The 24,954-nt window shown below is 69.1% G+C and carries 22 protein-coding genes and 1 riboswitch; of the genes, 13 read left to right on the top strand and 9 right to left on the bottom strand.

The window, feature by feature from the left end; all coding sequences use genetic code 11:
- Positions 1–167 precede the first annotated feature (167 nt).
- Positions 168–1,277: an acyltransferase family protein gene (locus tag G6N46_RS16990; RefSeq protein WP_234880490.1), complete on the top strand. Its 1,110-nt coding sequence runs from the start codon at positions 168–170 to the stop codon at positions 1,275–1,277.
- On the opposite strand, the gene G6N46_RS16985 is transcribed toward G6N46_RS16990, so the two are convergent.
- Positions 1,243–5,544 carry an alpha-(1->3)-arabinofuranosyltransferase gene (locus tag G6N46_RS16985; protein WP_174814135.1) on the bottom strand — a complete coding sequence of 1,434 codons (4,302 nt, stop codon included), beginning with the start codon at positions 5,542–5,544 and terminating at the stop codon, positions 1,243–1,245. The genes G6N46_RS16990 and G6N46_RS16985 overlap by 35 nt on opposite strands.
- A complete protein-coding gene (locus G6N46_RS16980) occupies positions 5,495–5,668 on the bottom strand; it encodes a DUF2613 domain-containing protein (RefSeq protein ID WP_020103457.1) in 174 nt (57 codons plus the stop codon). The genes G6N46_RS16985 and G6N46_RS16980 overlap by 50 nt, the downstream gene beginning before the upstream one ends.
- A 118-nt stretch (positions 5,669–5,786) precedes the next feature.
- Between G6N46_RS16980 and G6N46_RS16975 the strand changes: the two genes are divergently transcribed.
- The 6 genes from G6N46_RS16975 to G6N46_RS16950 all read left to right on the top strand — a co-directional run bounded on the left by G6N46_RS16975 (position 5,787) and on the right by G6N46_RS16950 (position 11,443).
- Positions 5,787–6,974, top strand: coding sequence for a glycoside hydrolase family 3 N-terminal domain-containing protein (locus G6N46_RS16975; RefSeq protein ID WP_138247645.1), 1,188 nt, complete (start codon positions 5,787–5,789; stop codon positions 6,972–6,974).
- 25 nt (positions 6,975–6,999) lie between these two features.
- Positions 7,000–7,599 (top strand): TetR/AcrR family transcriptional regulator, encoded by a 600-nt coding sequence (locus G6N46_RS16970; RefSeq protein WP_020103459.1) that lies wholly within the window; start codon positions 7,000–7,002, stop codon positions 7,597–7,599.
- Positions 7,600–7,783: 184 nt separating this feature from the next.
- Positions 7,784–7,969, top strand: a riboswitch (cobalamin riboswitch).
- A 68-nt stretch (positions 7,970–8,037) separates the two neighbouring features.
- Positions 8,038–9,045, top strand: a complete 1,008-nt coding sequence (locus G6N46_RS16965; protein ID WP_138247646.1) for an ABC transporter substrate-binding protein — start codon at positions 8,038–8,040, stop codon at positions 9,043–9,045.
- Between the two features lie 20 nt (positions 9,046–9,065).
- Positions 9,066–10,055, top strand: a complete 990-nt coding sequence (locus G6N46_RS16960) for a FecCD family ABC transporter permease (RefSeq protein WP_138247691.1) — start codon at positions 9,066–9,068, stop codon at positions 10,053–10,055.
- Complete coding sequence (locus tag G6N46_RS16955; RefSeq protein ID WP_138247647.1) at positions 10,052–10,819, top strand: ABC transporter ATP-binding protein; 768 nt, start codon at positions 10,052–10,054, stop codon at positions 10,817–10,819. Before G6N46_RS16960 ends, G6N46_RS16955 begins: the two co-directional genes overlap by 4 nt.
- 60 nt (positions 10,820–10,879) lie before the next feature.
- Positions 10,880–11,443, top strand: a complete 564-nt coding sequence (locus G6N46_RS16950) for a CHAP domain-containing protein (RefSeq protein ID WP_138247648.1) — start codon at positions 10,880–10,882, stop codon at positions 11,441–11,443.
- Positions 11,444–11,593: 150 nt separating this feature from the next.
- Here the strand turns inward: G6N46_RS16950 and G6N46_RS16945 are convergent, their stop codons facing one another.
- On the bottom strand, positions 11,594–12,436 hold the full coding sequence (locus G6N46_RS16945) for a MaoC/PaaZ C-terminal domain-containing protein (RefSeq protein WP_138247649.1): 843 nt from the start codon (positions 12,434–12,436) through the stop codon (positions 11,594–11,596).
- A 1-nt stretch (position 12,437) separates the two neighbouring features.
- Positions 12,438–13,787: a 3-oxoacyl-ACP reductase gene (locus tag G6N46_RS16940; RefSeq protein ID WP_138247650.1), complete on the bottom strand. Its 1,350-nt coding sequence runs from the start codon at positions 13,785–13,787 to the stop codon at positions 12,438–12,440.
- A 145-nt stretch (positions 13,788–13,932) separates the two neighbouring features.
- Here G6N46_RS16940 and G6N46_RS16935 point away from each other — a divergent pair, with 145 nt between their 5' ends.
- The 3 genes from G6N46_RS16935 (at position 13,933) to G6N46_RS16925 (ending at position 16,862) form a co-directional block, all read left to right on the top strand.
- A complete protein-coding gene (locus tag G6N46_RS16935; protein WP_020103466.1) occupies positions 13,933–15,234 on the top strand; it encodes an acetyl-CoA C-acetyltransferase in 1,302 nt (433 codons plus the stop codon).
- Between the two features lie 270 nt (positions 15,235–15,504).
- Positions 15,505–16,377 (top strand): SDR family NAD(P)-dependent oxidoreductase, encoded by an 873-nt coding sequence (locus tag G6N46_RS16930; RefSeq protein ID WP_138247651.1) that lies wholly within the window; start codon positions 15,505–15,507, stop codon positions 16,375–16,377.
- Positions 16,378–16,385: 8 nt separating this feature from the next.
- Positions 16,386–16,862: a MerR family transcriptional regulator gene (locus G6N46_RS16925; RefSeq protein ID WP_138247652.1), complete on the top strand. Its 477-nt coding sequence runs from the start codon at positions 16,386–16,388 to the stop codon at positions 16,860–16,862.
- A 16-nt stretch (positions 16,863–16,878) separates the two neighbouring features.
- Here G6N46_RS16925 and G6N46_RS16920 read toward each other — a convergent pair whose 3' ends face one another.
- On the bottom strand, positions 16,879–17,202 hold the full coding sequence (locus G6N46_RS16920) for a DUF488 domain-containing protein (RefSeq protein WP_064859351.1): 324 nt from the start codon (positions 17,200–17,202) through the stop codon (positions 16,879–16,881).
- Positions 17,199–18,314 carry a TDT family transporter gene (locus G6N46_RS16915; protein ID WP_135357722.1) on the bottom strand — a complete coding sequence of 372 codons (1,116 nt, stop codon included), beginning with the start codon at positions 18,312–18,314 and terminating at the stop codon, positions 17,199–17,201. Before G6N46_RS16915 ends, G6N46_RS16920 begins: the two co-directional genes overlap by 4 nt.
- A 33-nt stretch (positions 18,315–18,347) precedes the next feature.
- Here G6N46_RS16915 and G6N46_RS16910 point away from each other — a divergent pair, with 33 nt between their 5' ends.
- The 3 genes from G6N46_RS16910 (at position 18,348) to G6N46_RS16900 (ending at position 20,716) form a co-directional block, all read left to right on the top strand.
- Positions 18,348–19,313: a TIGR03564 family F420-dependent LLM class oxidoreductase gene (locus G6N46_RS16910; protein WP_174814058.1), complete on the top strand. Its 966-nt coding sequence runs from the start codon at positions 18,348–18,350 to the stop codon at positions 19,311–19,313.
- Between the two features lie 61 nt (positions 19,314–19,374).
- The gene (locus tag G6N46_RS16905; protein ID WP_138247654.1) at positions 19,375–20,088 is read left to right on the top strand and encodes a VIT1/CCC1 transporter family protein; all 714 of its coding nucleotides are present in this window, start codon (positions 19,375–19,377) and stop codon (positions 20,086–20,088) included.
- Between the two features lie 271 nt (positions 20,089–20,359).
- Positions 20,360–20,716 carry a helix-turn-helix domain-containing protein gene (locus G6N46_RS16900; RefSeq protein WP_234880481.1) on the top strand — a complete coding sequence of 119 codons (357 nt, stop codon included), beginning with the start codon at positions 20,360–20,362 and terminating at the stop codon, positions 20,714–20,716.
- Between the two features lie 152 nt (positions 20,717–20,868).
- Here G6N46_RS16900 and phaZ read toward each other — a convergent pair whose 3' ends face one another.
- Genes phaZ through G6N46_RS16885 form a run of 3 tightly spaced genes read right to left on the bottom strand, consistent with a single transcriptional unit; the run spans position 20,869 to position 24,870 of the window.
- Positions 20,869–21,684 carry a poly(3-hydroxyalkanoate) depolymerase gene (gene phaZ, locus G6N46_RS16895; RefSeq protein ID WP_138247655.1) on the bottom strand — a complete coding sequence of 272 codons (816 nt, stop codon included), beginning with the start codon at positions 21,682–21,684 and terminating at the stop codon, positions 20,869–20,871.
- Entirely contained in the window at positions 21,681–23,366 is a 1,686-nt protein-coding gene (locus G6N46_RS16890; protein WP_138247656.1) for a PHA/PHB synthase family protein, read from the bottom strand. The genes phaZ and G6N46_RS16890 overlap by 4 nt, the downstream gene beginning before the upstream one ends.
- A gap of 1 nt (position 23,367) precedes the next feature.
- Positions 23,368–24,870 (bottom strand): long-chain-fatty-acid--CoA ligase, encoded by a 1,503-nt coding sequence (locus tag G6N46_RS16885; RefSeq protein ID WP_138247657.1) that lies wholly within the window; start codon positions 24,868–24,870, stop codon positions 23,368–23,370.
- Between the last annotated feature and the right edge of the window lie 84 nt (positions 24,871–24,954).

Here is a 24,954-nt window from a genome sequence, read left to right as displayed (position 1 = left end):
AACAGCCCTTACTAAGGCACACCCTCAGAGTGGTGTGCGGGTCAGCGTGAGATTCGCCGACGAGACCGGGCACCCGGCACACTGGGGTCGTGGGCGACCAGGGACACGACACCGCGGGCAGTGCTGAGGTGAGCGGCACCCGCAGTTTCCTGCCCGCCGTCGAGGGCATGCGCGCCTGTGCCGCCATGGGCGTCGTCCTCACGCACGTGGCGTTCCAGACCGCCAACAGCAGCGGCTGGTACGGCCGGTTGTTCACCCGTTTCGACCTGGCGGTCGCGGTGTTCTTCGCGCTGTCGGGCTTCCTGTTGTGGCGAGGGCACGCCGCCGCCGCGCGGGGTCTGCGGCACCGGCCGCCGACGGGCCACTACCTGCGCTCGCGCATCGTCCGCATCATGCCGGGCTACCTGGTGGCCGTCGTGGTGATCCTGGCGCTGCTGCCCGACGCCCACGCCGACCTCACGGTGTGGCTCGCCAACCTCACGCTCACCCAGGTTTATGTACCCCTGACGCTGACTGCCGGGCTCACGCAGATGTGGAGCCTGGCCGTCGAGGTCTCCTTCTATCTCGTCTTGCCGCTGCTGGCACTGCTGGCGCGCCGGCTGCCGGTGGACTGGCGCGTGCCCGCGATCGCGGCGCTGGCGGTGGCGAGCTTCGCGTGGCCCGCGCTGCCGTGGCACCTGCCCTTCGGCGTCAACCAGATGAACTGGCTGCCGGCGCTGTTCTCGTGGTTCGCCGCCGGCATGCTGCTGGCGGAGCTGACGGTCATGCCTGTCGGCCGCATGCATCAGCTGGCCCGGCGCCGCTGGGTGATGGCGGCCATCGCCGGGGTGGCGTTCGTCATCGCGGCGACGCCGCTGGCCGGCAACATCGGACTCGCGCCGGGCACCGTCGGCCAGGTCGTGGTCAAGACGGCGATGGGCGCCGTGGTCGCCGGGGCACTGCTGGCACCGCTGGTGCTGGACGCACCCGGGACGCCGCACCGCATCCTCGGCAGCACCACGATGGTGACGCTGGGCCGCTGGTCCTACGGTCTGTTCATCTGGCACCTGGCGGCGCTGGCCATGGTGTTCCCGGTGATCGGCGAGTTCCCGTTCAACGGCCACATGCCGATCGTGTTGATCCTGACCTGGATTTTCGGGTTCGCGATCGCCGCCGTCAGCTACGGGCTGATCGAGTCACCCTGCCGTGAGCTGCTGCGCCGCTGGGAATCCCGGCACGCCCCGTCACCGCGCGACAGCGCGATCACCGACGTTCCGGAGCCCGCCGCGGTCGGATAGGCGCATCCCACAACGACGCCGCCAGCGTCGCCACCGAGATGAGCGCCAGGAACTGCACCCACGGCGAATGCCCGACGTAGCCGTCCACCGAGCGCCACGGGTACGCGCTGAGCACCGCGCCGGCACCGATGAGGCCGCTCGCCGAGGCGATGACGGTCCAGCCGTCGAGCCACCGCTCCTGCGACCGCAGCAGGTATCGGATGCCGATGGCTGCCCCGACGGTCGCCAGACCCGCGAATCCGGCCACCAGGAAACCGAATCCGACGAGGGCCACGCCGACGAGCGCGGGCCCCGGCTGCCAGGTCTGCGTCGGCTCGTCATCGACGCGGCGCCGCATCGGTAGCAGCGCCAGGAGCGCCAGGAGCGGTAGCAGTGCGAGCCCGCCGAACAACCCGATGCGGTACGGGGTGTTCAGCCCGAATGTCAGTGTGACGATGCCCGCGGTGCCGGCCGGCAGCACCCAGCCTTGCTGCCAGCCGTTGATGGTCACCGGCGTGAGGATGGCGCCGTTGGCGGTGTGGGCGGTCCAGCCGGGGTTGACGCTCTCGGGCACGACGAGCACCCGCTGCGCCGGAGACGGCGTCACGTCCACCTCGCGGTGATCGGAGGTCCATGTCTTCAGCTGCGCGGGAGTCGTTGGGGCACTGTGGATGTGGGCGGCGAGCGGGCCGGTCAGGCGGGCGCCGACGACGGTGAAGAACGGGCCGGGGCTGATCAGCAGCTCCTGTTTCCCGGCGGGCAGTTGCAGCGGCGCGGATTGGCAGGGCTGGGCCGCGATGGGCTCGCTGTCCAGGAGCGCGCCGACGGTGGTGTGCACCGAGGTCTGCAGGAACTGGCCGGCGATCGCGACGATCGGCCCGCGGCCACACGGCAGCGTGATGGCGCGGCGCCGGTTGGCGGCCGCGTCGGCGGGGGCGATCGGCGCGCCGCGGTCGTCAAGGGCGGTGACCTCGGCGAGGCCGGGCGGCTTCACCTGGTCGAATCCCAGTGACGTGCGGTCGATCAGGTCGTGCCAGTCGAGGATCGACAGCTTGATGGTGTCGGTTTTCGCGGGGCTGAGCTTGATGGTCTGCGGGCCGTCGCCGATGCGTCGCACCTGCGGTCCGTTGCCGAGGTCGACGGCGACGACGGTCGGATGCGCAGGCAGCTCGGAGGCGCTGGGCGTGAGTCGCAGGGCGCTGACGGTCGTCGGCGCCGGCAGGTGCACGGTCAGGTTGGCGCCGGCCCGGAACTGGACGATGCCCTGCGGCGCGACCCAGGCGGTGCGCGGATCGCCGTCGGTGGCGGCGTAGGCCGATCCCTCGACGTCGATGACATCCGAATCGCCGGACGCCCGGGTGGTGCCGGGCTGGCTCACCAGGTCGGCCAGGTGCGGCCCCTGCCGGGCCTGCACCCAGATCGTGGGGACGACGGCCGTCGGCGTCGGCACGGTGAGGGTGCGGCTCATGTTGACGGGCTCTTCGGGCGACTGCGCCATGGTGGCGGCGCACCGGACCCCGTTCGGGCCCTGGGCGCAGCCGGGCCGGCCCTGCTGATCGTTGCCCAAATCCCATTGCGCGACAGCCGATCCTGCCGGCGGGCCGGGTACGTCGACGGTGTGCCGCAGGCTCACGGCGTGGGCGAAGCCGGACGCGTCGTACTGCGTCACGGAGAAGTCGGTGATGCCGAACTGCACGCCGGGCGAGCCGTCGTCGGTGCCGGTCGCGGTGAACCGGACCCAGGATGTCTCGCCGTAGGGCAGGGCCGCGGTCAATGGCTTGCCGGGCTGATCGAAGCGAATTGTGCTGGTGCCGTTGGCTGTTGCGACTTCGATGCGGCGTACCTGGGCGCCGACGGCGGTGGCGCTGGGTGTCAGGGTGATGGTCGCGTTGGTCACCGGATGGTCGAAGTCGACCTGAAGCCATTGCCCCACAGCGGTTTGCAGCGAGCTCGACACCCAGCTGGTCGAGGTGTCGCCGTCGATCGCCGCGGCTGGCCCGGCCGCCGTCGCCACGTTGGGCAGCGCGGTGGAGTCGGACGACGAACTGGATGTGGTGATCCGTCCGCCCGGCCACTGGCCGTACGCGGTCGTGGCGCCGGGGCTGGGGTAGTCCATGACGCGGTTGAAGGTGCGCCGCGGGTCGTCGGGAGCGCGCACTGCCGACGAGTGATCGTCGACGCGTCCGTAGTCGGTCTCGCGGGCGAGCGGGGTGTCGGTGACGGTCACCTCGGGCACCGGCAGTCCGGCGCGTTGCGCGTCCTGCGTCAAGATCATGGGGCCCAACGGGTTTCGACCCATCAGGCGGCGACGTTCGTCGATGCGCAGCAGCGATTCGGGTCCGCCGTCGACGCGGGCCATGGTGTCGGTGTCGGCGAGGTACGGCACGGTGGTGGCGCCGCCCGTCACACGGTAGATCTCGACGGCGGGGTAGCGCGGCCGCAGGCCACTGTCGGAGACGAACCCGTCCAGCGTGCCCGGGCCGACGGGATCGCCGAACTGCGCGACTTTCGTGAGCCCCCGGGAACCTTCCAAGGCCCGGTGCACCAGCAGCGGTCGCGCCGACCGCGAGTTGTCGGGGTCCAGGTCGTTGCGCACTACGACGAACGAAATGCCTTGGCGGGCCAGGGTATCGGCCAATCCGGCGGACGGCCGCCCGGTGGCGAACAGGCGTTGCACGGAGTCCAGCGCCCGGATGGTCTCGGGCGGTGTCAGCGGAATCGAGTCCCGCACACCCCACGCGCCGCGTTCGAGGACCTGCAGCGGCTCGTCGTGCGTGTTCCCCCAGACCTGGTTGGCGAACGGCGCGCCCGGCGCGACAAGCACGCGGCCCGGGGTCTCGGCGTTGTGCGCGTCGAGCCAGTCCGCGGTCTGGTGCCAGTACTGCGGGATGGCGCGGTAGGCACCCGGCGCGGCGAGCCGGCCCGTCCACGCCAACGACGTCCCGGCGACCAGTGCCGTCAGCAGCACGACGGCCACGGCCATCCGCTTGTCCCGCTCGAGGTGCGCGAACGCGTTGATCCACTCCCGCCGCGGCGCGGTGCCCGGCAGGGGAATCCGGCCCAGCACGTGGGCCAGGCCCAGCGCCAGCGGCAGTCGCAGCACGGGTTCGAGTTTGTGCACGTTGCGCAGCGGGGTGCCGCCGGCATCGAGGAAGGCCCGCACCTGGTGCGCGATGGGCGAGCCCAGCCCGCCCGCGTACGCGACCGCGAGCAGCAGCAGCCCGAACAGCAGCATCGAGATGAGCCGCCCGCGGGCCGGCATGCCCCGCATCGCCAGGCCCGCCATGCCGCCGGCGGCCACCAGCGTGGTGGCCAGGACCGCGACCGAACCGGTCACCAGCGACGAACCGGCCGTCGCGTTGGTCGCGACGAACGCCGTCCAGCCGTAGGTGCCGCGCAGCACCTCGGTCAGTGACAGCCACTGCGTCGTGACGCCCGACGATTCGATGAAGTCCAGGAACGGCGGACTGATCCGGCCGAGCAGCAGCAGCGCCACGGCCCACCACAGGATCGCGAGCAGCGTGCAGCCGAACCACCAGGCCGTGAAGCGCCACCAGCGCCGGTTGGGCCGGTGCGCGGCCCACCAGATGATCGCGGCCAGGCAGCCCGTCAGCGTCGCGACGGCGTTCACCGCGCCCATCAGCGCGACGGCGACGGCCGAGCGCGCGGCCAGCTGCCGGATTCCAGGCGTGATTTGTGCACGATTTTCCGCGCTCACCGCGGAAAATCGTGCACAAATCCCCGAGTCACCGCGCAGCGCCAGGATCACCGGCAGCAGCACCCACGGCGCCAGCATCATCGGCAGGGTCTCGGAGGAGATGGCGCCCAGCGTCGTCAGCGCCCGCGGGGACAGCGCGAACGCCACGGCGGCGAGCACGCGCGACGACCGGCTCCCGATGCCGAGCGCCTCGGCGACCCTGATGACGCCCCAGAAGCCGACGACGAGCAGCAACGCCCACCACAGCCGCTGCGTCACCCAGCCGGGCAGGCCGATGACGTCACCGGCGAGGAAGAACGTGCCGTGCGGGAACAGGTAGCCGTAGGCCTGGTTCTGCGACTGGCCGAAGGGGAGGTCGCTGCTCCACAGATTCGCCGCCCGCGCCAGGAAGCGTGCGGGGTTGGCGGTGAGATCGAGTTTGGTGTCGGGCGAGACCCGGCCCGGTGACTGGGCGAACGTCAGGACCAGTGCGGCCGCGCTGACGACCCATAAGCAGCGCCGGGAGAGCGGCGCTGCGGGATCAGCTGCGGTTGCCGTATTCGACCCGGTTGAGCACCGATGACGCTGGATCGCCCGATTGCAGCGTCGGCTTGGTGTCCTGCTCCAGCATCAGCGTGGTGCCGAAGACCGCTGCGGCGCCGAGCAACAGACCGACCACGATGCTGGCTCCGGCGGGCACGAGGAAGCGGTCCATGGCGCCCAAACTAGCATGGCGACCTGCCTGCTTCCGTGTTCGCCGGCCTGCGTGCAGGTCATCGCGGGACCAATGTGCCCCGGTTGCGTGACTCGTCGCACGGCTAGGCTCGGACCCCATGTCCCTCACCCGAACCCTCGGCGCGCTCGCACTGGTGTCCGGATTGGTCGCCGGTTGCTCGTCGTCCTCCGACAAGCCGGCCGCATCCAGCACGACCAGCGCGGCCTCGAGCACCGCGTCGTCGAGCAAGCCGATGGACGCGCCCGCACCGACCGCCCCGCCGTGCGATCCGCACGCGCTGCTCAGCACCCTCACGCTGCGGCAGAAGCTGGCGCAGCTGCTGATGGTCGGCGTCAAGGACGCCGCCGATGCCCGTGCCGCGGTGACGCAGCAGCAGGTCGGCGGCATCTTCATCGGTAGCTGGACGGACCTGTCGATGCTGTCGGACGGTTCGATCCCCGCGCTGCAGGCCGCATCTGGCGCGCTGCCGCTGGCGGTCAGCATCGACGAGGAGGGCGGCCGGGTGTCCCGGCTGAAGAAGCTGATCGGCCCGCAGGAGTCGGCGCGCGTGCTCGCCGCGACCAAGACCCCCGCCGAGGTGCAGGCCATCGCCAAGGACCGCGGGCTGCAGATGAAGGACAAGTTCGGCATCACCGTCGACTTCGCGCCCGACGCCGACGTCACCGAAGAACCCGACGACGAGGTCATCGGCGACCGTTCCTTCGGCGCGGACCCGCAGAAGGTGACCGAGTACGCCGGCGCCTACGCCGCGGGCCTGCGCGAGGCGGGGCTGGTTCCGGTGCTCAAGCACTTCCCGGGGCACGGGCACGGCTCGGGCGACTCGCACACCGGTGGCGTGAAGACGCCGCCGCTGGAGGCGCTGAAGGACAACGACCTGGTGCCGTACCGGACGCTGACGACGCAGGAGCCCGTCGCCGTCATGGTCGGTCACCTGCAGGTGCCGGGCCTGACGCTCGGGGACGACCCGGCGAGCCTGAGCAAGCCGGCCTACGACCTGCTGCGCAGCGGTGAGTACGGCGGCCCGCCGTTCGACGGTGTGGTGTTCACCGACGATCTGACCGGCATGGCCGCCATCACCCAGCACTTCGGCGTGGCCGACGCGGCGCTCAAGGCACTGCAGGCCGGCGCCGACGTCGCCCTGTGGATCACGACCGACGGCATCTCCGACGTGCTGGACAAGCTGGAGGCGGCCGCGAAGGCCGGGCAGCTGGACCAGGCGCAGATCGACAAGTCGGTGCTGCGGGTGGCGGCCATGAAGGGGCCGGGCGCGAAATGCGTGAAGTGAGCTGCTCGTTGCATACCCTGTTCTGATGGCAGGTGGAACCAAGCGGCTGCCGCGGGCCGTCCGCGAACAGCAGATGCTCGACGCCGCCGTGCAGATGTTCTCGGTGAACGGCTATCACGAGACCTCGATGGACGCGATCGCCGCGCAGGCCGAGATCTCGAAACCGATGCTGTACCTCTACTACGGCTCGAAGGAAGAGCTGTTCGCGGCGTGCCTGGACCGCGAGCTCACGCGGTTCGTCGACACCGTCCGGGCCGACATCAACTTCGCCCAGAGCCCGCGTGACCTGCTGCGCAACGCGGTGCTGTCGTTCATGACGTACATCGACCGCAACCGGGCATCGTGGATCGTGCTCTACACACAGGCCACCAGCTCGCAGGCGTTCGCCCACACCGTGCGCGAGGGCCGCGAGAAGATCATCGACCTGGTGGCGCGGCTGCTCAGCGCCGGTACCCGAAACCCGGAGCCCGACAGCGACTTCGAGATGATGGCCGTGGCCCTGGTGGGTGCCGGTGAGGCCATCGCGTCCCGCGTCAGCGCCGGCGACACCGACGTCAACGATGCCACCGAGCTGATGATCAACCTCTTCTGGCGTGGCCTGAAGGGTAAGCGCGCCGAGTCGTAGGTTTGTCGCACATTCGCGGACCGTCAGCCCGTCCGGGGCTCTCTCCCTTGGCACCTTTCGCCGGGAGCCGTCAACTTTCCCTGACGCGTCAAGGAAAGTTGACCACTCCAAATCGCATGTGCCACAGGAGAGGACGACACGCCGCCGGCAGCGACACGCCGGCGCGGCCCCGCCGCGGCGCTGGTATGGTCCGATTCGAGCCAGTCGAACCCAACGCGGTTGGGTCAGGGAATCCGGTGCGAACCCGGAACTGACGCGCAGCGGTAAGGGGGACAGGCGGAGCAACGGCCACTGGCCCCACGTGGGCTGGGAAGGCGCTCCGGCCTGGATGATCCCGAGTCCGAAGACCTGCTGGCTCGGGCTCTCGCGGCCTGGCGGCGCGAGGACCCGCCCACGCATGGACTCCGCGAACCGAGTCCCGGATCGGAAGGCGCCGCCGTGTCTCGACGCACCATTGTGCTTGTCGCACTGCTCGTTTCACTCGTCTGCTCATGTGGCGGACCGCGAGCGACCGGAACTGTCGACGCCGGAACCGCCGGCTATTCCGTCACCCTCGAGAACTGCGGGCGAACGGTGACGGTGAAAGCGCCACCGCGGCGCGCGGTTTCGATCAATCAGCCGGCCTCCGAGCTGCTCCTGGCGCTCGGGCTCGCCGACCGGATGGCCGGCACCGCGTCCTGGAGCGACGACGTCCGGCCCGACCTCGCCGCCGACAACGCCAAAGTGCCTGTGCTGAGCCGGGATTTCCCGTCGTTCGAGCGGGTGCTGACAGAGAAACCAGACTTCGTGTACGCGACGTTCGACTGGTCGTTCACCGATCAAGGTGTGGCCCCGCGGGATCGGTTCGAGCGGCTCGGAGTGCCGACGTATCAGTCCTCCAGCGAGTGCGGCGGCCAGGACGCGGCGCAACAACGCGCGCTGACGCTCGACGACCTGTATGCCGAAATCAGTGATATTGCGAAGGTTTTCGGCGTCACTGAGCGTGGTGACAAGCTGGTTTCGACGCTGCGGGCGCGCATGGCGACAGCGACCAGCGGACTCAAGGCCGACGACGTCACCCTGATGTGGTGGTACGCCGGTACCAGAACGCCGTACATCGCGGGCTGCTGTGGAGCGCCGGGCATCATCACCACGGCGGTGGGAGCGCACAACGCGTTCGCCGACAACCGGCAGCTGTGGCCGGAGATTTCGTGGGAAGCGATCCTGCAGCGCGACCCCGACGTGCTGGTCCTCGCCGATCTCACCCGGGGCAAGGACGGTGACAGCGTCGCTGACAAGATCAAGTTCCTCGAAACCGACCCGGCGGCAAGCAAGTTGAAGGCCGTGCGGGAGCGGCGGTGGATCGTCTTGCCGGCCAGCGCGATGGATCCGTCGCTGCGCAACGTCGACGCGATGGAGACCGTCGCTTCCGGGCTGCGCTCGTTCGGGCTCGGCGGGAAGTCCTGACAGCTGTGCGCGCCGCCGGAATGGTGATGCTCGGTTTCGGGCTCCTGGCGCTGTCGGTCGCCGCGGCCATGATCATCGGGCCGGCCGAGCTCGGCTTCGGTGACGTGTATGCCGTCGTCGCGCAACATGTTTGGGGTCGTCAGGCGAACATCGCGCCGATCGACGACGGTATCGTATGGGAGTTGCGGCTGCCACGCGCCCTGTTGGCCGCGATCTGTGGCGCGGGGCTGGGTATCTGTGGGGCGATCCTGCAGTCGCTGATGCGCAACCCGTTGGCCGACCCCTTCATGCTGGGCATATCCTCCGGTGCGTCGACGGGAGCAGTGCTGGTCGTCGTGACGGGTATCGGCGGCGCCCTGACGCTGTCCGGCGGTGCATTCGTCGGCGCCGTGCTCGCGTTCGCTCTGGTCCTCGCTCTCGCCGCGGTGTCCGGCGGTGGGCAGGACCGAGTATTGCTGGCCGGAGTCGCCGGCACCCAGCTGTTCTCGGCGGCAACGGCAATCGTGGTGTTCTCGTCAGCCGACGCGCAGCAGACCCGCGGGGTGCTGTTCTGGTTGCTCGGCTCGCTGGCCGGGGCCGGCTGGTCTCAGGTGGCGCTGTGTGGCCTCGTCTGCGCGGCCTGCCTGGCGGTCTGCTGGCTGCAGTCAGATGCGTTGGACGCGTTCGCGTTCGGTCGTGATGCGGCCGCCGCGCTCGGTGTCTCGGTGCGGCGGGTCCGCATCATCCTGCTCATGACGACGGCGTTGTTGACGGCCGTGCTCGTGAGTGCCGCCGGCGCAATCGGTTTCGTCGGACTGGTGCTACCGCATGCGGCGCGGATGATTGTCGGACCGTCGCACCGGCGCTTGCTTCCGGTCACCGCGATCACCGGCGCCATCTTCCTGGTCTGGGTCGACGCCGCGGCCCGCACGGTGTTCGCGCCGCAGGAGTTGCCGGTCGGCGTGGTGACGGCGCTCGTCGGGGTGCCGATCTTCATGTGGATTCTGGCTCGGCGCAGGAGGATTCGATGAAGGGCGCGCTGACCGCGGAATCGGTCAGCTGGTCGGCCGGCGGGAAGCTGGTCATCGATGGGGTGTCGCTGGCCGTCGCCGACGGTGAGACACTCGGGCTGCTCGGACCCAACGGCGCCGGCAAGTCGTCGCTGCTGCGGTTGCTCGCCGGCCTGCGACGGCCCGACGGTGGCGCCGTCCTGCTCGACGGGCGCCCGCTCGTCGACCATCGTCGGCGCGCTGTGGCACAACGCGTCGCAGTGGTCGAACAGCAGGTCAGCACGGAGCTGGATCTCACCGTCGAACAGATCGTGCGACTGGGCCGAATTCCGCACCGCGGCATCTGGTCTGGTGACACCGCTGCCGACCAGCGCGCGGTCGAGCGTGCCCTGGAGCAGACCGAGACGTCGGCCATGCGCGACCGGGATTGGCGCACGTTGTCCGGCGGCGAGCAGCAGCGCGTGCAGATCGCCCGGGCACTCGCGCAGGAGCCCCGCGAACTGCTGCTCGACGAACCCACCAACCACCTCGACATCCGGCACCAGTTCGAGTTGCTTGCGCTCATCCGCGCGCTGCCCGTGACAGCGGTGGTGACGCTGCACGATCTCACCCTCGCGGCGTTGTTCTGCGACCGGCTCGTCATCCTCGACGAGGGACGGGTTGTCGCGGCCGGCACACCCGCCGAAGTGCTTACCGCCGAACTCATTTCGTCGGTCTACGGTGTCGCGGCAGACGTCTCGGTCGACGACACCGGCCGCCCGTCGGTCCAGCTCCTGCCGCCGTAACTCGCGAAGACCTGAAATTGCCGACGGGCAGCCTCACTTCGGTCACCTAATCTGGAAAGCATGCACAAACAGGCGGGACGCATCCTGCTGGTCGTCGCCGCCCTGGTGCTGGCGGGCGTCGGCGCCCTGGCCGGGTATCGCGGCTACCGCGAGCATGTCGCGCGTCCGGACTTCCCAGCGGTGGACACCTCGACGCTGAGCCCTGGTCGGGCGGCCGTCGTGCACATTTTGGCGCAGGAGTACGCAGCCCAATCGGGTATGTCCAAGTACTCCGAGGGCAACGACGAGCCGTGGTGCGCGGACTTCACCAGCTGGGTGATGCGGGAATCCGGAAGACCCTTCACCAATCCCAACTCCGGGCATTGGCGCATCCCGGGTGTCATGACCCTCACTGACTACCTGCGCGCCGAGGGACGCTGGGAGCCGACGGACTACTCGCCACTGCCCGGCGACATGGTGCTCTACGACAAGCCGAGCCCGAAGGGCCAGCACGTCAACATCGTGCTCGTCAACGACAAGGGCACGCTCACCACGGTCGGCGGCGGTGAGGGCACCAACGTGGGGCTGTCGACCTTCAGGATCGCCGACGATCCCGGCATCCGCGGGTTCGGTCGGTATGAGTGAGGGGGCCGGCGCGAGCTCGGCCGCTGCCTACCCACATCTCTCGCCCGGAGCCGTCAACTTTCCCTGACAGTCAAGGAAAGTTGACGGCTCCAAATCGCAAGTGCCACAGGAGAGCCGACACGCCCGGGCGCACAAAGCACCCGCGGCGAGCTACAGCTCGGTGACCGTCGCCGTCAGGTGCGGGTAGCCCTTCGACAGGTTGCGCAGCGCCAGCTCCCAGCCACCGTCGATGGGCTCGACGTACAGCCCCACCTTGGCCGGCAGCAGCACGGGCTTGCCGAACTTCACGGAATACTTCACCGCGTCCGGCAGCTGACCCTCGATGTTGGCCAGTACCGCTGCGGCGCTGAACATTCCGTGCGCGATGGCGGTCGGGAAGCCGAAGAGCTTGGCGCCGATGGAGCTGGTGTGGATCGGGTTGTGGTCGCCGCCGACATCGGCGTAGTGGCGAATCTGCCCCGGTGTGATGCTGATGACCGCGTTGGGCGGTGGCAGCTTCGGCTGCTTGACCGGCTCCGGCTTCGGCTCACCCGACAGGCTGGTCCGCTGCTGGTGCAGGAACGTGGTGATCTGGTTCCACACCAGGTCATTGCCGACCTTGACGTCCGTGATGATGTCGACGAGCAGGCCCTTGCGGTGCTCGCGCAGGTTTTCCGCACGGACCGCCACGTCCAGTTCGTCGGTCACCTTGATCGGACGGTACTGCGTGATGTGGTTCTCGATGTGCACCGAACCCATTGCGGCGAAAGGGAAATCGAATCCGGTGACCAACGACATCATGGTCGGGAAGGTCAGCGCGAACGGGTAGGTCAGCGGCACGGTGTCGCCGAACCGCAGCCCGGTCACCGCGGCGTACTCGGCGACATTCTTCGGGTCGATGGTCAGGCCCGACACCGTGACGGTGCGGGCCGGCAGGGTGGAGCCGCGCGACACGAACGGCAGCGCACCCGCCACCGCTCGTGCCATGTTCACAAGACCGCTGGGCTGCGACATTTCAGGCTCCCAACAGGGCCTGGCCGCAGACCCGAATCGTGTTGCCGGTGACGGCATTCGACGCGGGGCTGGCGAAGTAGGCGATCAGCTCGGCGACGTCGACCGGCAGGCCGCCCTGGAACAGCGAGTTGAGGCGACGGCCCACCTCGCGGGTGGCCAGCGGGATGGCGTCGGTCATCTTGGTCTCGATGAAGCCCGGCGCGACGGCGTTGATGGTGACGCCCTTCTCGCCGAACACCTCGGCGTACGCGTCGGTCATGCCGATCATGCCGGCCTTGGTGGCGGCGTAGTTGGTCTGGCCGCGGTTACCGGCGATACCGGCCATCGAGGACAGGCCCACGATGCGTCCACCCTCACCGATGGTGCCGTTCTCCACCAGGCCCTGCGCAAGACGTTGCGGCGCAAGCAGGTTCACGGCGATCACCGAGTCCCAGCGGGCGTCGTCCATGTTGGCGAGCAGCTTGTCGCGGGTGATGCCGGCGTTGTTGACCAGGACGTCGGCCTTGCCGCCGTGGTGCTCGGTGAGGTGCGCGACGATCTGCTGCACTGCGTCGTCGGCCGTCACGTCCAGAGCCAGCGCGGTGCCACCGACCGCGGCGGCGGTCTCGGCCAGCGCGTCGGCGGCCTGCGGGACGTCGATGGCGACGACGGCCGCGCCGTCCCGCGCGAACACGCGGGCGATCTCGGCGCCGATGCCGCGGGCGGCGCCGGTCACCAGCGCGACCTTGCCGGCCAGCGGCTTGTCCCAGTCGGCCGGGGCGACGGAGTCGGCGGCGCCGACGTAGAACACCTGGCCGTCGACGTACGCCGACTTGCCCGACAGCAGGAAGCGGACGGTCGACTCGATGCCCGATGCGGCGGGCGAGGCCTTGGCCGACAGGTAGACGAGCCCGATGGTGGCGCCGCGCTGCAGCTCCTTGCCGAGCGAGCGGGTGAAGCCTTCGAGGGCGCGCTGGGCGATGCGCTCGTCGATGCTGTCGGTCTCGTCAGGCGTGGTGCCGACGACGACGACGCGGCTGTTGGCGGCCAGGTTGCGCAGGACCGGGGTGAAGAACTGGTGGAGCTGCTTGAGCTGCTCGGGCTTGGTGATGCCGGTGGCGTCGAACAGCAGGCCGCCGAACGAGTCGGCCCAGCGGCCGCCCACGTTGTTGCCCACGAGGTCGTAGTCGTCGGCGAGGGCGGCGCGCAGCGGCTCGGCCACGCGGCCTTCGCCGCCGATCAGGAGCGGACCGGCCAGGGCGGGCTCGCCCGCCTTGTAGCGGCGCAGCGGCTGGGGCTGCGGCACGCCGAGCTGCTTGGCCAGGAACGAACCCGGACCAGAGGTGAGGACTTGGGAGAGGACGTCAGCCATTGCGGACCTTTCTGCGGACGTGTGTCGTATAGACGGAACCGTCTTGTCAGAGACGAACTTACTCCAGAGTAAGAACGGTGGGTAATATAGGCGTCAAGCAACATCTTGCCTCAGTCATCGAACGTCAACGAACTGGAGAAATACCGTGGCCGAGACCAACAGCCGCCGCCGTGTGGCCGTCCTGGGTGGTAACCGCATTCCCTTCGCACGATCCGACGGTGCGTACGCAAACGCCTCCAACCAGGACATGTTCACCGCGGCCCTGGACGGCCTGATCGACCGCTTCAACCTCAAGGGCGAGAAGCTCGACATGGTCATCGGCGGCGCCGTCCTCAAGCACAGCCGTGATTTCAATCTCATGCGCGAATGTGTGCTCGGCACCTCGCTGTCGCCCTACACGCCGGCCTTCGACCTGCAGCAGGCCTGTGGCACCGGCCTGCAGTCGGCCATCGCGGCCGCTGACGGCATCGCTGCCGGCCGCTACCAGGTGGCCGCTGCCGGTGGTGTGGACACCGCGTCGGACGCGCCGATCGCTCTCGGCAACGACCTGCGCCGGGTGCTGCTGAGCCTGCGCCGCGCCAAGTCGAACGTCGACCGCCTGAAGCTCGTCGGCAAGCTGCCCGCCGCCGTCGGCGTCGAGATCCCGGTCAACAGCGAGGCCCGCACCGGTCTGTCGATGGGCGAGCACGCCGCCCAGACCGCCAAGGAGATGGGCGTCAAGCGCACCGACCAGGACGCCCTGGCCGCCGCCAGCCATCAGAACATGGCCGCCGCCTATGACCGCGGTTTCTTCGACGACCTGGTCAGCCCATTCCTGGGCCTGTACCGCGACAACAACCTGCGCGCCGACTCGTCGACCGAGAAGCTGGCCAAGCTCAAGCCCGTCTTCGGCGTGAAGCTGGGCGACGCCACCATGACCGCCGGCAACTCGACCCCGCTGACCGACGGCGCCTCGGTGGCGCTGCTGTCGACCGATGAGTGGGCCGCTGAGCACAACATCCCGGTGCTGGCCTACTTCGTCGACTCCGAGACCGCCGCCGTCGACTACGTCAACGGCACGGACGGCCTGCTCATGGCCCCGACATACGCCGTGCCGCGCCTGCTGGCCCGCAACGGCCTGACGCTGCAGGACTTCGACTTCTACGAGATCCACGAGGCCTTCGCCTCCGTCGTGCTGGCCACGCTGGCGGCCTGGGAATCGCCGGAGTACTGCAAGGGCCGCCTCGGCCTGGACGCGCCGCTCGGCTCCATCGACCGGTCGAAGCTCAACGTCAACGGCTCGTCGCTGGCCGCGGGCCACCCGTTCGCCGCGACCGGCGGCCGCATCGTGGCCCAGCTGGCCAAGCAGCTCGCCGAGAAGAAGAAGGAGACCGGCAAGCCGGTTCGTGGCCTGATCTCCATCTGCGCCGCAGGTGGACAGGGCGTCACGGCAATCCTGGAAGCCTGAGCGATGTAGGAATGGCCGCCGAACCAGCGGTTTTGCGGCCATTTCCATAATTTTCCGCGGGCCTGTAACGCCACGCGAAGTCGTAGCGATACCCCTAGTGCCTCGTGTTTCCGTCCGACCCCCGACCTGACGGAGGCACGGGGCACTCTCGTTTCCCGTGGGGATTTGTGCACGATTTTCCGCGCCGGCCGCGGATTTTCGTGCACAAATCCCTCGGCAGGGCCGCCAGGGCTTGCGTTCGAGCGCGCTCGAACTCTTAGCGTCGCGGCCATGACAACTTCTACGTCACCACGGACCTGGCTCATCACCGGCGCCTCGAAGGGGCTGGGACGCGCACTGGCCGAGGCCGCCCTGGCGGAGGGCGACCACGTCGTCGCCGCGGTCCGAAACCCGGACAGCGTGGCCGAGCTGAGCGCCACCTACGGCGACCGCTTCGCCGCCGTTGCGTTCGATGTCCGAGACGTGAGCGGAGCCGCCGGGCTCATCCAGGCGACCGTCGACCGCTACGGTCGGCTCGACGTCCTGGTGAACAACGCCGGGCGGGCCATCGTCGGCGCCGCCGAGGAAGTCACCGACGCGCAACTGCGTGACCTGATGGACCTGCATCTGTTCGGTCCCGCTGCGTTGGTGCGCGCGGCGTTGCCGGTCATGCGGGCGCAGCGCAGCGGGACGATCGTCCAGATGAGCAGCCAGGGCGGCCGGATGTCGTTCCCCGGGGTCTCGACGTACTCGGCGTCGAAGTTCGCGTTGGAGGGCTGGTCGGAGGCCGTGGCCGGCGAGGTCGCGCCGTTCGGGATCCGGGTGATGCTGGTCGAGCCGAGCCGGTTCCGCACCGCCTTCAACGCCGCCGAGGTGCTCGACTTCACCGCTGCCTCGCCGACTTACCGGGAAGTCCTGGGCGACGTCCGCGCCGACATGGCCGGCGCGGACGGGAAGCAGGAAGGCGACCCCGTCGCGGCCGCACGGATCATCGTGTCCCTGGTCCGCTCCGAGGACGTGCCGCTGCGGCTGCCGCTGGGCGCCGAGGCCGTCGAGCGGCTCACGGCGACCTACCAACGCGGTTTGGACGAGGTCGGCCGGTGGGCAGAGCTGGCCCGCAGTGCCGACTTCGCGGACGTCTCCGCGTCAGCGCGGCCGATCTAGGATCGAGTATGTCCTCCACCGACGACCTGATGAACAGGGCGCTCGCCGCGCTCGGCGAGATGGACGGCCCGATGTCGATCGAGGTGATCCACCGGCTCGCGGACACCGACGGCGTCAGCAAGCCGATGACGATCACCGAAGTTGCCGATCTGCTCGACGTCTCCGCGCACACCCTGCGCTATTACGAGCGTGCCGGCCTGGTCGAGGTCGACCGCGACAGCAGCGGCCACCGCAGCTACCAACCCGAGGCGGTACGTCGGCTTGTCTTCCTCACCCGGATGCGGTTGTCCGGCATGGCTATTCGCGATCTGCAGCACTACATCGCACTCGTGGACAGCGGCGAGCAGACCGTGCCCGAACGACTGGACATGCTGTTGGAACATCGCGACACCATCCGCCGCCAGATCCGCGAACTCACCCTCTCGCTGGCCGCCACCGAATACAAGATCGCCACCTACGGGGGCACCACCGGCGACACCTGCTGACCGCGGCGCGAAAGGCTCAGAGGAGCGCCGCCAAGATCGGCACATGGCTGATGGCGACGTCCTTGGCAGCGGTCGTCAGCGTGACGGGTCCCATCGCCCGGAGCTTGGCCAAGTCCTCTGAGTCGGCGAGCTCCTCGCGGTAGCGGGCCGCGAAGTCGTCGTACTGGTCCAGATGCGCGTGATACCACTTGCGCAGTTCGTTCGAGGGTGCGACGTGCGGCATCCAGGTGCCGACCCGGGGGTCTTCCTTGTGAATTCCCCGGGGCCACAAGCGGTCCACCGTCACCCGGGGCGGCTGGGCGGGATCAACCGGGTCGTACACCCGAGCAGTGTCGATCATTTCGGGTCCTTGTGGATGGCTGCCGGGGCAGGTGGCGGGGTGAACAGGCTGCCTCCGACACTGCCACGCAGCGTCCGTACCGCAACCAGCGCCCAGGTGCACAGCAGGAAGACGTACGCCAGGACCGCGGCGACGCGGAAGGCCGGCAGCCCGGTGTGTGCGGCGAGTTGCGATGTGCCCGTGACGAACGTGCCGACGGGGAACGTCAGGCTCCACCACGTCAGGGCGAAAGGCATGCCGCGCCGCATGGTCCGCACCGTCAGTGCGCTGGCCAGGCTGATCCACAGCACCGCGAAACCCCACACCGGAACGCCGAACAGCACCGCGAAGATGTTCATGCCCGACGCCAGCTCCGGGCTGATGGCCGAAGCCGCCGCCGTCCCCAGCAGTCCCGCGGCGGTGATGCCCTGCCCCAGCGGGCCCAGCACGATCCACAGTGTCGGCACGCGCGCCGATCCCGAGGTGCCGTAGTGCGCGAGCCGGCTCCAGATCATCGTGATGATGATCAGCGCCGCGATCAGCGACAGCCCGAACATCGCGAAGCAGCCGTAGAACATCGTGGTGCGGGCGGTGCCCGACGGCAGGTGCGGCAGCAGCAGCGCCCCCGACGCCGCCGACACCATCGGCGGCACGACGGGCATGAGCCAGCCGCCGAATGCGGCGTCCGGCCCGACTTCCAGCTGCGTGAACATCAGGAACGGAATGGTCATCGCGGTGAACAGACCGCCGATGGTGCCCGCGGTCCACAGGATCCAGTCGAGGTCGACGGCGAAGCGCGTGCCGATCAGGTCCTTGCCGATCAACAGCGCGCCGAGGCCGACGGTCATCAGCGCCATCGGCGCCGCGCCGTAGAAGTGCGTCATCTGCGGGTTGCGCACCTGGCTGCGCGCCACCGTCGGGTGGCGCACCCACTGCACCGACACCGCGACGATCAGCAGCACCAGCAGAGCGGTGGCGATCACCCAGACGCCTTCGGCAAAGCCCCGCAGGCCCGGCAGGTGCACGGGCAGCGACGCGGCCGCGGTGGCGACGATGCCGGTGCCCATCACCGAGGCGAACCAGTTGGGCCCGAAATATTGCAGCCGGGCAGTCTCGGGCGCATCCGTACTCATGCGTGATCCGCCTTCACTACTCGCTGGGAAGTCATGGTTCGATACAAACAGGTGACCCAATCCGGCCTCAAGGAGCATCCCGTGCAGATCAGCATTTTCGGTTCGTTGAGTGGTCTCAAATCGCCTGTCGACGACACCGTCGCGTACCTCGCCCAGCTGCGTGACGAGGGCTTCCGCCGGGCCTGGTTCGCCCAGATGCCTTACGAGCCAGACCTTCTCACCGTGCTGACGGTCGGATTGCGGGAGGTCGACGGCATCGAGGTCGGCACCGGCGTGCTGCCGATTCAGAATCAGCTTCCGATGCTGCTGGCGCAGCGCGCGCTGACCATCAGCCAGATGGCGGGCGGCCGACTGCTGCTCGGGCTCGGGATGACGCACCAGGCCGTCACCGAGGGCATGTGGGGCATCCCGTGGGACAAGCCAGTGCGCCGGCTCAACGAATACCTGGACGGCCTGCTGCCGCTGCTGAGCGGCGAGAAGGCCGACGCCACCGGCGAGACGGTGACCACGCGCGGCGCGCTGATGATCCCCGGGGCACCGACGCCGCCCGTGTACATCGCCGCGCTCGGGCCGAAGCTGCTGCAGATCGCCGGGCGCCGGTCCTCGGGCACCGTCACCTGGATGACCGGGCCGAAAACCCTTGCGGGCCATGTCGGTCCGACGTTGCGCCAAGCCGCCGCCGACGCCGGTCGCGCCGACGCGGTGCGGGTGGTCGCCGCCATTCCGGTTGCCGTGACCGACGACGTCGACGGCGCCCGCAAGCAGGCCGCCGAGCAGTTCGCGATGTACGGCTACCTGCCGTCGTACCGGGCCATGCTCGACCGCGAGGGCTACGCCGGTCCGGAGGACATCGCGATCATCGGCGACGAGCAGACGGTGCGTGATCGGCTGGCCGAACTCGAAGCCGCCGGTGTCGACGAATACGTCGGCGTGACCTTCGATCCGTCGGCCGAAGGCCGGGCCCGCACCCGCGCGGTGCTCAAAAAACTGGAATCCTGAGCAGGTTTGGCAAGGCTTCATTGGCTGGCGGATCGCCGCGCGCCCGCATAGCGTTGCAGGAATGGCGATCTCGTCCCATGAAGCAGAGCCCCACGCGGGTTCGGTTGCGTCAAAGCTGAACTGGTTGCGCGCCGGCGTGCTCGGCGCCAATGACGGCATCGTGTCGACTGCCGGCATCGTCGTCGGTGTCGCGGCCGCGACGGCCGAACGAGGGCCGATCTTCACCGCCGGCATGGCCGGGCTGGTGGCCGGCGCGATATCGATGGCGTTGGGCGAGTACGTGTCGGTGAGCTCGCAGCGCGACACCGAACAGGCCTTGCTGGCCAAGGAGAAGCGCGAGCTCAAGGAAGACCCCGCCGCCGAACTCGATGAGTTGGCCGGCCTGTTGGAGGGGCGCGGACTGTCGGTGTCGACGGCCCGCACCGCGGCCGAGGAACTGACCGACCACAATGCGTTCGCCGCGCATGCGGTCGTCGAGTTGGGCATCACGCCAGGCGATCTGGCCAACCCATGGGCGGCGGCCTTCTCGTCGGCGGTGTCGTTCACCATCGGCGCGCTGTTGCCGTTGGTGGCGATCCTGCTGCCCCCGACGGCGCTCCGCGTTCCGGTCACCATGTTCGCGGTGCTGCTGGCATTGGCGATCACCGGCGTGGTGTCGGCCCGGCTCGGCGGTGCGCCGGTCGGAAAGGCCGTGGCACGCAACGTCATCGGTGGTGCGCTGGCCCTGAGTGCCACCTACCTCGTCGGCCATCTCGTCGGCGGCGTCGTCGCCTGAGCCCCGCCCCCCGACCGACGCCTGAGCCTGTCCGGCCCGCGCCGCCTGAGCCTGTCCGATCCGCCCACCGCCTTTGCCTGCGGTCGTCGGCGTGTCGGGCATTGGCGTGTCGCCTCTCCTGCGGCACATGCGATTTGGCACGGTCAACTTTCGTTGACCGTCAATGCAAGTTGACCGGACCAGATCGAACATGTCCCAGAGACAGGTGCTCGTCCGCAGAAGCTGTCGGTGCCCGGGCGCATACTTCCCGAACATCTCTGGGGAGGGAAACATGGGTGGACCGAGTGACGACCCGTACATGCGTGAGCTGGGTCGTCGTGCGCTGGTGAATCTCCTGGGCGAGGAGGATGCCTACCGCGCCCTCAATGGCATCTACGACGACGTGCCCGATGACGACGTGTTCGAGGAGCCCGAACCCGAACCCGATCCGGTGCTGGCCGATTTCTACAGTGGAAACAGCTTGCGCGCGTTGGCCGAAGCGCGCGACGGGCTGGACGCCGCGAAGGAGCGCTACGACCAGGCCGTCGTTCGGGCTCGGGCTGCTGGGTGGACGTGGCCCGAGATAGCGAGGGTTCTCGGCGTCTCCAAGCAGGCGCTGCACAGCCGGTTCCGAGACCGGGCCGGCTGAGGTTTGCCGAGGGGACGGGGCCGGAGGGACTGTCTCTCTACAGAACTCTCGCCGGGAGCGGTCAACTTGCCTTGACGGTCAAGGAAAGTTGACCGCTCCAGATCGCATGTGCCGAGGGAGAGAGCTCCACCGGGCGGCGCCGCGGCACCCGGTCAGGCGCGTGCCCCGGGCTCGTTGAGGAACTGAGTGATCACCGGCGCCAGCTCGCCGGCATTGGTGATGAGGTCGACGTGCCCGCCGGAGTGCAAATGCAGATGCGAGTGCGGCAGTAGGAAGTTCATGATGCGGGCGTTGGCGACGGGGATGATCGGGTCGTCGGTGCCCGCCACGATCAGCGTTTCCTGACGGACCGCAGGCAGCGCGTGGATGCTCGTCCACACCGCGCCGGCCAGCAGTTGATGCACGTAGCCGACCTTCGAGCCGGCGTGCAGCTGCTGCAGGAACAGCTTGGCGATGTCGTCGCCGTGCTGCCGCACGGTGCCACCGTAGAGTTCACCGGCGATCGAGGCGGCGTACGCGGCATTCGAGAACCGCTTCGGCGTAACCATTTTCGCGAGCACGCGCGGATGCCCGGGCACCATCACCGCGCCCGTCCCGGTGGCCACCAGCACCAGCCGCCGGCAGCGGCGCGGGTTCTGGAATGCGAATTGCTGCGCCAGCGCCCCACCCCAGGACAGGCCCAGGATGTCGACCACGGTGAACCCCAGCTTGTTCAGCAGCCGGCCCAGCACCCAGGCCAGGTAGGGAAAGCCGTAGGGCGCGAAGGAGGTTGGCGACCCGCCGGTGCCGGGCACGTCGAACCGGATCACGGTGCCCGGCAAGTGCTCGACGAAGGGGTCGAGCACCTCCAGGCTCGCGCCGATGCCGTTGCACAGCACCAGAGGAACCGCGCCCATGTCGCGACCGCGGTCGACGCGAACCCGCAGGCGCTGGCCGCAGACCGACACGTACCGCTCGGTGACCGTCATTTCTGCAGCACGTACGTGCCGGGCGCCGGACCGGTGGCGAGGAAGCCATCGGCGCCCAGCGTCTTGGGGGCGTCGACGTGGTCGCCGCTGCGCTCGGCCAGCCACGTGACGTAGTCGGGCCACCAAGAATCGCTGGACTTCTCGGCCTCGGTGAGCCATTCCTCCGGCGTTCCGTCGGCGACCTGGCCGATCCGGTACGACGCCTTCGGGTTGCCCGGCGGGTTGACCAGTGCCGCGATGTGGCCGCTGGTGGACAGTACATAGCGGTTGTCCTTGCTGCCCAACAACTTCGCGCTGCGGTAGGTGGCCTGCCACGGCGAGATGTGGTCGGCGATGCCACCGATGACGTAGGCGTCGCAGGTGATCTTGGACAGGTCGACGGGCGTGCCGAGCATGCTCACCGCGCCTGGAGTCACCAGCGAATTGTGCAGGCCCATCATCACCATGTCGCGGTGCAGGGCGGCCGTCATGCGGGTGGTGTCGGCGTTCCAGAACAGCACGTCGAACGCCGCGGGGCTGCGGCCCTGCACGTAGTTGTTCACCCAGTAGCGCCACACCAGATCGGTCGGTCGCAGCCACGCGAACATCTCGGCCATGGCCTTGCCGTCCAGGTAGCCCTTGCGGGCCGACGTGGCGATGGCGGCTTGCGCCGCACGGTCACTCATTGCGGCAGAGGCGAATCCGGCCCGGTCCTGGTCCAGCACCGTCACGGCCAGCGTGAGGCTCGCGACCTTGTCGCCGTCGCCGCTCTCGGCCAGGTGTGCCGCGGTCATGGCGGTGATGATGCCGCCCGAGCAGCTCGCCATCAGATGGGTGCCGGCCGCGCCGGTGATGGCGCGCACCGCGTCAATGGCCTCGATGATCGCCGCGCCATAGGCATTGATGTCCCAATCCTTGTGCCGGGCTTGCGGATTGCGCCACGAGATCGCGAACACCTGCTGGCCCTGCTGCACGAAGTACTCGATCATGCTGCGCCCCGGAGCGATGTCCATGATGTAGTACTTGTTGATCACCGGCGGCACCATCAGCAGCGGCACGGTGTGCACGGTCGGGGTCTGGGGTGCGTACTGGATGAGCTCGAACATCCGGGTCTGCAGCACCACAGCGCCTTTGGTGACGGCGACCGTCTCGCCGACGGTGTAGGCGTCCGGCTCGACCATGGCGGGCACCCGCGGCGACGACATGATGTCGCGGGCAAAGGCTTTCAGGCCGCGGACGGCGCTGAGCCCGCCGGTGTCGATCATCGCTTTCCAGCCGAGCGGGCTGATCAGCGGGTTGTTGGTGGGCGCCAGGCCTTCGATGGCGTTGTCGAAGACGAACCGCATCCGCGCTTCGTCGCGCCAGTCCAGGTCGGCGTCGGAGAACAGCTTCTCGGCGGTGTCCGACGCGGCCAGGTAGCCCTGCATGATGCGGTGCAGTAGCGGATTCTGTTGCCACGCAGGGTCGCTGAAGCGCTTGTCGGCGCGCTGTGGGGCGCGGTCGGACTCCCCGGAAGCGATGCTGCCGAGCTCGCCGGCCAGCTCCTTGCCACGCTCCAGCAGAGTGCCGGGCTGTTTGGCCAGGCTGACGGCCATGCGGGCCCACGTCTGGTCGGGCAGCATCCGGCGGGCGAACGGTTTGGTGGCGCTCGTCAGGAGCAGGTCGAGTGGTGCCGCAAGCTCGTCGGGGTGCAGGGTTGCCATGTCAGTTGTCGCTTTCGCTTGCGGGAATGGTGATTTCGCGACGGAGGAGCTTCCCGGTCGGGCCCTTGGGCAGGTCGTCGAGGAACCAGATGCGTCGCGGGTACTTGTAGGCGGCCACCTGGCTCTTGACGAACTCGCGGAGTTCGTCGGCGGCGACCTCGATGCCGGGCTTGAGGCTGACGGCGGCGCCGACCTCCTCGCCGAGCGAGTCATGCGGGATGCCCACGACAGCCGCCTCGGCGACCGCCGGGTGCGTGTACAGCACCTCTTCGATCTCGCGTGGGTAGACGTTGAAACCGCCACGGATGATGAGCGCCTTCTTGCGATCGACGATGTAGTAGTAGCCGTCTTCATCGGTACGGGCGATGTCGCCGGTGGCGAACCAGCCGTCGGCGTTGATGGCTTCCGCGGTGGCCTCGGGCAGGTTCCAGTAGCCCTTCATGACGTTGTGTCCGCGGATCTGGATTTCGCCGGGCTCGCCCTGCGCCACCTCGGCGCCGTCGTTGTCGACCACGCGCATCTCGACCCCCTCGACCGGCGTACCGATCGAACCGGGCTTGCGCGGCCGGTTCGGGTGGTTGAACGCCGCCACCGGCGAGGTCTCGGACAGGCCGTAGCCCTCCAGCACGGGGCAGTCGAAAGTCTTCTCGAAGTCCTGCAGCACCTGTACCGGGATCGCGGCGCCGCCCGAGACGGCGATCCGCAGCGTGTCCGTCGACGTCGTGCCGGCCGCGGCCAGCAGTGCCGAGTACATGGTCGGCACGCCCTCGAAGATGGTGACGCCGTCGCGCTCGATCAACTCGAGCGTCCGGGCCGGGTCGAAGCGCGGCAGCAGGCTCAGCGTCGCACCGGCCAGCACTGCCGAGTTCAGGCCACACGTCAGGCCGAACACATGGAACAGCGGCAGGCAACCCATGACGACGTCGTCGGGCCCGATGTTTAGCAGCGTCCGCACGCAGACGTCGGCATTACGGCCCAGGCCGCCGTGGGTCAGCTCGGCGCCCTTGGGCTTGCCCGTCGTACCCGACGTGTGCAGGACGACGGCGGTGTCGTCGCCGGCGCGCTCGACCGGCGCCGGTTGGGCCGGGAGGTCCGCGATCAGCGCCGCCAACCCGGCGTCGTCGACGATCCACCAGCCCGCGCTCGCCGCGGCGGCACCGGCCCGCGCTTCGTCGGCGAAGGCCGGCGGGGCGAACAGGGCCTTCGCCGTGGTGTTGGAGAGGTAGAACTCGATCTCGGGCGCCTTGAGCAGCGGGTTCATCGGCACCGCGACGGCGCCGGCGTACAGGATCCCGTAGAACGCGGCGGCGAAGGCCGGACCGTTCGGCAGCATGACGCCCACGCGGTCACCCGGTTCGATGCCGGCCTGCCGCAGCAGCGTGGCGACGCGGGCGGCGGCGTCGTCGAACTGGGCGTACGTGTAGGTCTGGTCGTCGCAGCGCAGCGCGACGCTGTCGGGGCGGCGGGTGGCGCTGGCGACGAGGTTCTGGCTCAGGTTGGTCATGTATCAAGCGTGATTCCGCGCGGTCCCAGAGGCGATGGTGGCGGGAACAACAGTGACCACCGCCAAATGTGACCGGCCACAATC

It is taken from the genome of Mycolicibacterium phocaicum, from assembly GCF_010731115.1.
Taxonomy (GTDB): Bacteria; Actinomycetota; Actinomycetes; order Mycobacteriales; family Mycobacteriaceae; genus Mycobacterium; species Mycobacterium phocaicum.
The sequence above is the reverse complement of the archived record's forward strand: the minus strand, read 5'-3'. Positions and strand labels throughout refer to the sequence as shown.

Excerpts from the sequence above, each read along its gene's own strand:
- G6N46_RS16890 (WP_138247656.1), bottom strand. The coding sequence starts at position 23,366 with ATGGCAACCCTGCACCCCGACGAGCTTGCGGCACCACTCGACCTGCTC.
- G6N46_RS16945 (WP_138247649.1), bottom strand. The coding sequence starts at position 12,436 with ATGTCGCAGCCCAGCGGTCTTGTGAACATGGCACGAGCGGTGGCGGGT.
- G6N46_RS16925 (WP_138247652.1), top strand. The coding sequence starts at position 16,386 with ATGTCCTCCACCGACGACCTGATGAACAGGGCGCTCGCCGCGCTCGGC.
- G6N46_RS16885 (WP_138247657.1), bottom strand. The coding sequence starts at position 24,870 with ATGACCAACCTGAGCCAGAACCTCGTCGCCAGCGCCACCCGCCGCCCC.
- G6N46_RS16990 (WP_234880490.1), top strand. The coding sequence starts at position 168 with ATGCGCGCCTGTGCCGCCATGGGCGTCGTCCTCACGCACGTGGCGTTC.
- G6N46_RS16915 (WP_135357722.1), bottom strand. The coding sequence starts at position 18,314 with ATGAGTACGGATGCGCCCGAGACTGCCCGGCTGCAATATTTCGGGCCC.
- G6N46_RS16950 (WP_138247648.1), top strand. The coding sequence starts at position 10,880 with ATGCACAAACAGGCGGGACGCATCCTGCTGGTCGTCGCCGCCCTGGTG.
- G6N46_RS16940 (WP_138247650.1), bottom strand. The coding sequence starts at position 13,787 with ATGGCTGACGTCCTCTCCCAAGTCCTCACCTCTGGTCCGGGTTCGTTC.
- G6N46_RS16930 (WP_138247651.1), top strand. The coding sequence starts at position 15,505 with ATGACAACTTCTACGTCACCACGGACCTGGCTCATCACCGGCGCCTCG.
- G6N46_RS16920 (WP_064859351.1), bottom strand. The coding sequence starts at position 17,202 with ATGATCGACACTGCTCGGGTGTACGACCCGGTTGATCCCGCCCAGCCG.
- G6N46_RS16910 (WP_174814058.1), top strand. The coding sequence starts at position 18,348 with ATGGTTCGATACAAACAGGTGACCCAATCCGGCCTCAAGGAGCATCCC.
- G6N46_RS16970 (WP_020103459.1), top strand. The coding sequence starts at position 7,000 with ATGGCAGGTGGAACCAAGCGGCTGCCGCGGGCCGTCCGCGAACAGCAG.
- G6N46_RS16905 (WP_138247654.1), top strand. The coding sequence starts at position 19,375 with ATGGCGATCTCGTCCCATGAAGCAGAGCCCCACGCGGGTTCGGTTGCG.
- G6N46_RS16980 (WP_020103457.1), bottom strand. The coding sequence starts at position 5,668 with ATGGACCGCTTCCTCGTGCCCGCCGGAGCCAGCATCGTGGTCGGTCTG.
- G6N46_RS16900 (WP_234880481.1), top strand. The coding sequence starts at position 20,360 with ATGGGTGGACCGAGTGACGACCCGTACATGCGTGAGCTGGGTCGTCGT.
- G6N46_RS16975 (WP_138247645.1), top strand. The coding sequence starts at position 5,787 with ATGTCCCTCACCCGAACCCTCGGCGCGCTCGCACTGGTGTCCGGATTG.
- G6N46_RS16955 (WP_138247647.1), top strand. The coding sequence starts at position 10,052 with ATGAAGGGCGCGCTGACCGCGGAATCGGTCAGCTGGTCGGCCGGCGGG.
- G6N46_RS16960 (WP_138247691.1), top strand. The coding sequence starts at position 9,066 with ATGGTGATGCTCGGTTTCGGGCTCCTGGCGCTGTCGGTCGCCGCGGCC.
- phaZ (WP_138247655.1), bottom strand. The coding sequence starts at position 21,684 with ATGACGGTCACCGAGCGGTACGTGTCGGTCTGCGGCCAGCGCCTGCGG.